This window comes from Pseudomonas sp. NPDC088885 (assembly GCF_044750025.1).
Taxonomy (GTDB): domain Bacteria; phylum Pseudomonadota; class Gammaproteobacteria; order Pseudomonadales; family Pseudomonadaceae; genus Aquipseudomonas; species Aquipseudomonas rustica.
Window position 1 is genome coordinate 7060 of sequence record NZ_JBIVJB010000106.1, and the last position, 7798, is coordinate 14857.

Below are 7798 nucleotides of genomic sequence, written 5' to 3' on the forward strand. Positions count from 1 at the left end.
GCCCCCGCCTTCACCCCCTCTGGCCCCGCATGTTCCACCTGGCGCACGACGCCGCCCGCAACGACATGACTGCTTACGTGAAACTGCAAGAGCAGGAATTCGCTGACGCCGCCAAGGGTTACACCTTCGTGGCTCACCAGCAGGAAGTGGGCACCGGCTACTTCGACGACATGACCACCGTGATTCAAGGTGGCTCGTCTTCGGTAACCGCACTGACCGGTTCGACTGAAGAAGAACAGTTCCACTGATTCTGCTTCGCCTGAGCAAACGGCCTTTGCGGATCGGATAGAAAGCTAACCGCAGAGCCGCAAAACTGACGCCCCGACTGGTTCGGGGCGTTTTTTTTGTCTGGGATTTGGCGGTCTGTTGAGGTGCTTAAACACAAATCCGCATGCGCGTTTAAATTACACAAACCGTTACGCCATAAAGGCTACAACGCCTTGCGCCGTTACCTACGCGCACCTCAGAATTCGCCGGCATACGCTGCTATGGGTCGGGTTATATCGTCTGCCTGTCACTGAAAAACAGTGATCGGGTTTGGTAGCCCGTTTCTAAGCGTGTGTTGACGCCTGATGCAGTCCCTTTTTTGGGGACTCGGCTTTTATGGCGGCCATGCGTGGGGCTCCTTCGGGAGCGCCGGGGTTTTACTCCGCTTAGACCGGTCTACCAACCCGCGCCTGGCCGCCACCCTCGTTTGGTAGCGAGAGTGATGGCTCTTCATTTTACTGAGTGGAGTTCCATCTATGTTCAAAGTCACGCCCAACCCACCGGAAACCGATCCGATCCCGTTTGACCCGTCGCTTGAACCTCAAAAGATAAAAGAGGCGAAAGAGCGGGCCATCAATTTCTACCTCAACCCCGATTCACTGAAACTCTCAATCCCATCCCGCAAAACCAGCAAGATCTTCCTGATCGACCCCGCCGTAGACAAAGAAACCTTACTCGTCGAAGCCTGCGAATCGTTAGCCGCCGCCAACGACATGGCCCGTGAAATTGGCGATGTCGTCGACAACTCACAGCGCCGATCCCTGTTGATGCTGCATCAGGTAATCATGCTGAGTGAACTCATGGTCAATCGAGTCCTGGACGGCCGACGCCTGCCGCACTAACAAACTCCCCACAATTCCCTGTAGGAGCTGCCGAAGGCTGCGATCTTTTGATCTGCTTTTGTAAAACCAAGATCAAAAGATCGCAGCCTTCGGCAGCTCCTACAGGGTGTCATTTATCCATCGGAGTTTCAGTTGATGTCCGAAACCACAAACAATCCGCCGGTCACAGACCCGGCGTCACCCTATGAATCACTCAATTCGAAAAAGCTTCATGCGGCGGCTGAGCGCGCGCTCGATCATTATCTTGCGCCTGAGAAAATCATGGCCACGCCGTACAGCCCCAGCACGTTGTTTATGGTCAATCCGCAATCTGACACCGAAACTTTGCTGGCCAATGCTTGCGAATCCCTGGCCTCGGCCACGGTGATGCTCGGTGATTTTGCCGGGATGCTGGAGGGGCCGAATCGCAATACGTTATTGGGGATTGCGCAGGTGGTGATGTTGGGGGAATTGGCGGTGAACAAGGCGCTGGATAATGTTGTGCCGAGTCCGTGAACCGCGACCCTCACCCCAACCTCTCCCAGAGTTATTGGGGACTGACCGAGTTGTCTGGGCGTTATACATCGACCTGAAAAATCCAGTCGATTATGGATTCAAAGCGGCACGTTCAAGTCGGCGTATCCCTCCAGCATCCCCCATTCAGTCCCCTCGCCCTCTGGGAGAGGGCTAGGGTGAGGGGCTTTTCAAGCTGACCGCTGACCGCTGATCGCGCAGGCAGATCTGCTCAACAGCATCCGCGCAATCTTCAGTAAACGTCTGTAATGGATCAACGTCCTTTCCCCTCACCCCAGCCCTCTCCCGTAGGTAGAGGGAGCCGACCGAGGTATCTGGCGTTATACATCGACCTGAAAAATCCAGTCGATTATGGATTCAAAGCAGCACGTTCAAGTCGGCGTATCTCGTGAGCATCCCCCACTCAGTCCCCTCTCCCTCCGGGAGAGGGAGCCGACCGAGGTGTCTGGCGTCATTCATCGACATGAAAAAACCAGTCGATTATGGATTCGGCAGAGCATCCGCCCGTCATCCCCCGTCCTTGACACTCCCCCACCAAACCTTCCCTACCTGTGACGACAGTTCACACCCTCTTTGAACCATTTAGGGCTAATGCCCTCCCCTTTAAGCGCTTAGGGTACGGCCCATCGCCGTGTCGTTGCGGCGTTTCAGACAATAATAAAGACGTTCATTCGAGGTACGAGCCGATGCGTGATGACAAAGACAAGGCTAACAACGAGCTAGGGAATGGCTTGAAAGGACGGCAGGTCACGATGATTTCGATCGGCGGCGTGATTGGCGCCGGTCTGTTTGTGGGTTCGAGTAATGCCATTGCCACCGCTGGCCCTGCGGTGCTGGTGTCGTATGTTTGCGCAGCGATCATTGTGGTGCTGGTCATGCAGATGCTAGGCGAGATGGCGACTGCGCGGCCGGACACCGGGTCGTTTTCTTCCTATGCCGATCAGGCGATTGGTCGCTGGGCCGGGTTTTCCATCGGTTGGTTGTACTGGTGGTTTTACGTGTTGGTGATTGCCATCGAAGCGATTGTCGCCGGCAATATTCTGGGCGACTGGTTGGGGATTTCGCATTGGGTGGCAGCGTTCGGCGTCACGTTCGCATTGATCCTGTGCAACAGCCTCAGCGTCGGTTCGTTCGGTACGCTGGAATATTGGTTGTCGCTGTTCAAAGTCGTGTCGATCGTCGGTTTCATCATTCTCGGTGTGTTGGCGATTTTCGGGATTTTGCCGGGTTCCTCGACCAGCGGGATTTCCAATCTCTACGCCAACGGCGGTTTTGCTCCCAACGGTAATGTGGCGATTGTCGCCGGCCTGCTGACAGCGATGTTCAGTTTCCAGGGCAGCGAGGTGGTGACCATTGCCGCCGCTGAATCCAAGGATCCGAAAGCCAACATCAAAAAAGCCATTCGTGCCGTGGTCTGGCGTCTGGGCTTGTTCTATCTCGGCTCGATGTTTGTGGTGGTGTGCCTGATTCCGTGGAACGCCCCGGATCTGGCGCAGGGTTCTTACCAGGCGGTACTGAGCGCGATGAACATTCCGTGGGCGCCGCAGATCATGGGCATTGTTGTGCTGGTGGCGGTCACCAGTTGCCTCAATTCGGCGATCTACACCGCTTCGCGCATGGCCTACTCGCTGGCCCGTCGCGGTGATGCACCGAATGCGGTGTCGCACACCACCCGTCATGGCGTGCCGCTGCTGGCCGTCGCGCTGACATCGGTTGCCGCGCTGACGGCGCTGACCGCTAATTATCTGCTGCCCAAGCAAGTGTTTCAGTTTCTGCTGGCCACCAGCGGCGCATTGGCCTTGCTGATGTACCTGGTGATCGCCGTCACGCAACTGTGCATGCGCCGCAAATTGGTTGCACAGGGCAAAAAACTCGAAGTGCGCATGTGGATGTTTCCGTATCTGACGATCCTCACAATCGTGTTCATCCTCGGCGTGTTCGCGATCATGGCGGCCTTCCCCGGTCAGCGTGCGGAATTGCTCTCGACCCTTGGCCTGACTGCGGTGCTGGTGATCATCGGCGCGTATTTGCAGAAGTCGCAGCCCGAGCTGTCGGCCCGACGCAGTGCCATGGCGCCAGTTGAAACCGCCACCCCGCAAGTATTGGCCTGAACACCGCCCGCCGCTGTGACTGAGCGTCACAGCGAGTGTGCCGGCGACCCACTTTTTCACGGCTGATCGCCACCCTACTCTGCTTGAAACCCCGGCCAACAAACGACCGGGGCATATCAAAACTTACAAGGAACGCCTCATGAGTATTGCGCCTAAACCTGACGAACTGGCCATCCCGTATCAACTGCCGCAAGTGCCGTACATGGCGCCCGACATGGTGCACCCCGGCGTCCTCAGCCAATGGCTGGAAGACGATCAACTGTGGGTGCCGGTGACCGATTCGGTGTCGTTCAAACCGGTGTTGCTCAGCGTGTCCGGTGGCTACTACATCAACCTGCTGCGCGTGCGCAAAAGCGGCGTGCTCTCGCGTCATCGTCATACCGGCGGCGTGCACGCGATGGTGCTTAAAGGTCGCTGGTACTATCTGGAGCATGACTGGGTCGCCGAGGAAGGTTCGTTTGCCTTCGAGCCGCCGGGCGAGACTCACACCCTGTTCGTGCCGGAAGATGTCGAAGAGATGATCACCTGGTTCCACGTGCAGGGCGGTTACACCTACGTTGACCCGCAGGGTGTAGCGGTTGGTTACGAAGACGTTTTCACCAAACTGGAAACGGCCCGCGCGCATTACAAAAAGCTCGGGCTGCCAGACGATTACATCGAACAGTTCATTCGCTGATCGACGCCGTGGCAGGCGTCGGATCGACACGGGAGACAAGCATTGGATAACTACTCGCAGCTGCTGGCGTTTCTTTGGGCCACGGAGCACGGTAACTTTTCAGCGGCCTCTCGCGCCCACGGTCTGACGCCGTCGGCCATCAGCAAGCTGATTTCGCGTCTGGAAGATCGCTTGCAGGTGCGCCTGTTTCAACGCGGCACGCGCAGTTTGTCGCTGACCGAAGAAGGCGCGGCCTATCTGGTCAGCGCCCGCGCAGTGATCAACGCGATGGCCGAAGCCGACTCACTGGCCGAAGCGTTTCCGACGCGGGTCAGTGGCATGCTGCGGATTCACACGATGTCGACGTTTGCCAAACACCAGATCATTCCGTGGCTGCCGGAGTTTTTGGCGGCCTACCCCGGGTTGACGATTGATATCCAGATCGGCGCGCAATTTTCCGATCAGTTCGATCAAGGGCTGGATCTGGCGATTCACAGCGGCGTGCTGCCGGACTCCACGCGCATCGCCCGCAAGATTGGCCAGAGTCGCTGGATCATCTGCGCCTCACCGGATTACCTCGCCCGCCACGGAACGCCCGAGCACCCGCAGCAATTGCTTGATCACACTTGTTTCAGCTTCGGCTTCAACAGCGTGTGGAACGACTGGGATTTCCTCATCGATGGCAATCCGACCAGCATCCCGGTGATTCCCAAAGCGACTTTCGCTCAGGGTGATCTGCTGCGCGATCTGGCCCTCAGCGGCGCGGGCATTGTGCGCTTGGCCGAGTTTCATATTGGTCACGACATCCGCGAGGGCCGCTTGATCCCGCTGCTGCAGAGCTACAGCCCGGACAGCTTTGAACCGATTTACATGATCTACACCAATCGCAAGCACCTCAGCCCCAGGATCCGCGTGTTCCGCGACTTTCTTGAACAGAAACTCGCGCAGAGTCCGTGGAACACCGAGCGCGGCTGAACGCTCACCTATTAATAAGCAGAGGCTTCTATGCGTAACCTGATTGGCGATGTTTCCAGCGCCGCGCGCATCCTTCCGGAACTCAATGGCGAAACCCTGTTTATCCGCAACGGCAAGGATGCCTATGTGTATGACGATCAAGGTCGTCGCTACATCGACACCGCGCTTGGCTTTGGCGCGGTGCTGTTGGGGCACGCCAATAATCGCGTCAACGAGCAGGTGGCGGCGGCGTTGGCCGATTCTGCCGCGCCATCGTGGGCGCATGTCCGTGAACACGCGGCGGCCTCGGCACTGGCGGCGCACACCGGCGCGCTGAGCAAGGTGATTTTCACCAACTCCGGCAGTGAAGCCGTGCACCTCGCTTGCCGTGCGGCTCGCGCTTATACCGGGCGCGGGCGTATCGCGAAAATGGCGGCGGGGTTCGATGGTTGGTTTGATGACGTCAGCTTTGGCAATGTGTCGTCCAGTGAGGCGAATTTCGCTGATGGTCAGCGACCTTCTACGCCGCGCACTACGTTGCTGCGCTTCAATGACTTTGCTGATGTTGAGCGGTTGTTTGCTGAGGACTCGGACATTGCGGCGGTAATTCTTGAGCCGATGCTCGCTAATGCGGGATGCATCATGCCGGCGCCGGGGTATTTGCTGCATGTGCAGGAAGTCGCGCATCGGCATGGCGCGCTGGTTATCTGCGATGAAGTGTTGATGGGCTTTCGTTTGTTCGCCGGGCTCGCGGGTTTGCAGGCAGGGCTGGATCCGGACATCGCCAGTGTCGGCAAGGCGATTGGTAATGGTGTGCCGGTGTCGGCGATTGTCGGCAAGCCGCATATTTTGGCGGGGTTTGAGGAAGGTCGCGTGCTGCGTGGCGGTACGTTCAGCGGCAACCCGATGGCCTGTGCGGCGGTGATCAGCACCTTGGCGCAACTGGATGACGCGGATTATCAGCGTTTGATTGCTCGGGGGGAGGCGCTGCGTGTTTCGGTGGAGGCCTCGTTCAAGGCGCATGGGATGACGGTGAGCACCAGCGGTTACGGCAATGTGTTCGGGATCTGGCCTTCGGCGCAGGCCCCGACGAATTATGCCGAGGCGCTGGAATGTGGCGATGCGGAGTTTAGTAAGGCGCTGCATTTGGCGCTGCGCGAGGCTGGGGTGTTGGTAATGCCTTCGCCTTATGGGCGGGTGTATTTGTCGTTTGCGCATGATGACGGGGTGGTTGAGGAAATGAAGGCTGCTTTTGAGGTCGCGGCTTCGACGCTAGCTGGGCGGTTTGGCTGAGAGGATTGGAGGAGACAGGCCTGGCGTGCAAGGCGTCAGGTCTGGGGGTGATTGATTTACCGCTTTCGCGAGCAAGCTCGCTCCCACAGGGGTTCCCGGTAGTACACAAAACCCCAGGCACACCACAAATTGATGTAGGAGTGAGCCTGCTCGCGATGGCTTAAAATCAGCCAACATCTTCGGCACAGACACACCGCTATCGCGAGCAGGCTCACTCCTACAAGGTTCGCGTCCACGCCACAAATCAGTGTAGGAGCTGAGCTTGCTCGCGAAGGCGGTGTGTCAGGCAATAGATGTGTTGGCTGATCTGGCGCTTTCGCGAGCAGGCTCGCTCCCACAGGGGTTCTCTGTCGTACACAAAACCCCAGGCACACCACAAATTGATGTAGGAGTGAGCCTGCTCGCGATGGCTTAAAGTCAGCCAACGTCTTCGGCACAGACACACCGCTATCGCGAGCAGGCTCACTCCTACAAGGTTCGTGTCCACGCCACAAATCATTGTAGGAGCTGAGCTTGCTCGCGATAGCGGCGTGTCAGGCGATGAATGGGTTGGCTGATCTGGCGCTTTCGCGAGCAAGCTTTGCTCGTACGGGGTTCTCTGTCGTACAAAAAACTCGGGGACACCACGAATCATTGTAGGAGCCGGGCTTGCTCGCGAAGGCGGTGTGTCAGGCAATAGATGTGTTGGCTGATCTGACGCTTTCGCGAGCAGGCTCGCTCCCACAGGGATCTGCGGTGCTCGGACAAAACATTGATCCAGAGCGGTAGCGATGTAGGAAAAATCGTGTAAAACGGGCGCCGTCGCTACTTGCAGTAACGTGCAAGTAAGACAACTTCCCAATACCTAACCCGTTAAACAGTTACAAAACCGCGCCAAACAATATTGATTATCATTTAGCAGCAACTATGTTCGTTACATTTCAAACAAAACATATTTCCCGCAAAACCGGCTAATGCCCGCAACGCATGGGCTGGCGGGGCTTGGAGGTGCGCTATGTCCTTATTCCAATAAATAATTTCGCTATAGGAATTTTACTTGCCGGGTGTTTAGCCATAAAATCAGCGCGATTGATTGCTGCGACATATCGTCACTGCCTTATTTCTTTATCAAGCTCAGAGACCTTTGCTCTCTGTTAAGGATTACCAGCATGCCCGAAGCGACA

General features: G+C 57.2%; 6 protein-coding genes and 1 pseudogene. All 7 read left to right on the forward strand.

The window, feature by feature from the left end; translation table 11 throughout:
* A pseudogene (locus ACIP1X_RS24945) lies at nucleotides 1–248 on the forward strand (isocitrate lyase); the annotation flags it as partial.
* 495 nt (nucleotides 249–743) lie between these two features.
* A complete protein-coding gene (locus ACIP1X_RS24950) occupies nucleotides 744–1109 on the forward strand; it encodes a DUF6124 family protein (protein WP_400755600.1) in 366 nt (121 codons plus the stop codon).
* A 135-nt stretch (nucleotides 1110–1244) separates the two neighbouring features.
* Nucleotides 1245–1604, forward strand: a complete 360-nt coding sequence (locus ACIP1X_RS24955) for a DUF6124 family protein (protein WP_400755601.1) — start codon at nucleotides 1245–1247, stop codon at nucleotides 1602–1604.
* Between the two features lie 704 nt (nucleotides 1605–2308).
* Nucleotides 2309–3733 carry an amino acid permease gene (locus ACIP1X_RS24960; protein WP_400755602.1) on the forward strand — a complete coding sequence of 475 codons (1425 nt, stop codon included), beginning with the start codon at nucleotides 2309–2311 and terminating at the stop codon, nucleotides 3731–3733.
* A gap of 139 nt (nucleotides 3734–3872) precedes the next feature.
* Entirely contained in the window at nucleotides 3873–4409 is a 537-nt protein-coding gene (locus ACIP1X_RS24965; RefSeq protein ID WP_400755603.1) for a 2,4'-dihydroxyacetophenone dioxygenase family protein, read from the forward strand.
* A 42-nt stretch (nucleotides 4410–4451) separates the two neighbouring features.
* On the forward strand, nucleotides 4452–5363 hold the full coding sequence (locus ACIP1X_RS24970) for a LysR family transcriptional regulator (protein WP_400755604.1): 912 nt from the start codon (nucleotides 4452–4454) through the stop codon (nucleotides 5361–5363).
* 30 nt (nucleotides 5364–5393) lie between these two features.
* The gene (locus ACIP1X_RS24975; protein WP_400755605.1) at nucleotides 5394–6635 is read left to right on the forward strand and encodes an aspartate aminotransferase family protein; all 1242 of its coding nucleotides are present in this window, start codon (nucleotides 5394–5396) and stop codon (nucleotides 6633–6635) included.
* Nucleotides 6636–7798: the final 1163 nt, after the last annotated feature.

Bases quoted from the DNA above. Each gene is read 5' to 3' on its own strand.
- ACIP1X_RS24960 (WP_400755602.1), top strand. From the start codon at position 2,309: ATGCGTGATGACAAAGACAAGGCTAACAACGAGCTAGGGAATGGCTTG.
- ACIP1X_RS24965 (WP_400755603.1), top strand. From the start codon at position 3,873: ATGAGTATTGCGCCTAAACCTGACGAACTGGCCATCCCGTATCAACTG.
- ACIP1X_RS24955 (WP_400755601.1), top strand. From the start codon at position 1,245: ATGTCCGAAACCACAAACAATCCGCCGGTCACAGACCCGGCGTCACCC.
- ACIP1X_RS24975 (WP_400755605.1), top strand. From the start codon at position 5,394: ATGCGTAACCTGATTGGCGATGTTTCCAGCGCCGCGCGCATCCTTCCG.
- ACIP1X_RS24950 (WP_400755600.1), top strand. From the start codon at position 744: ATGTTCAAAGTCACGCCCAACCCACCGGAAACCGATCCGATCCCGTTT.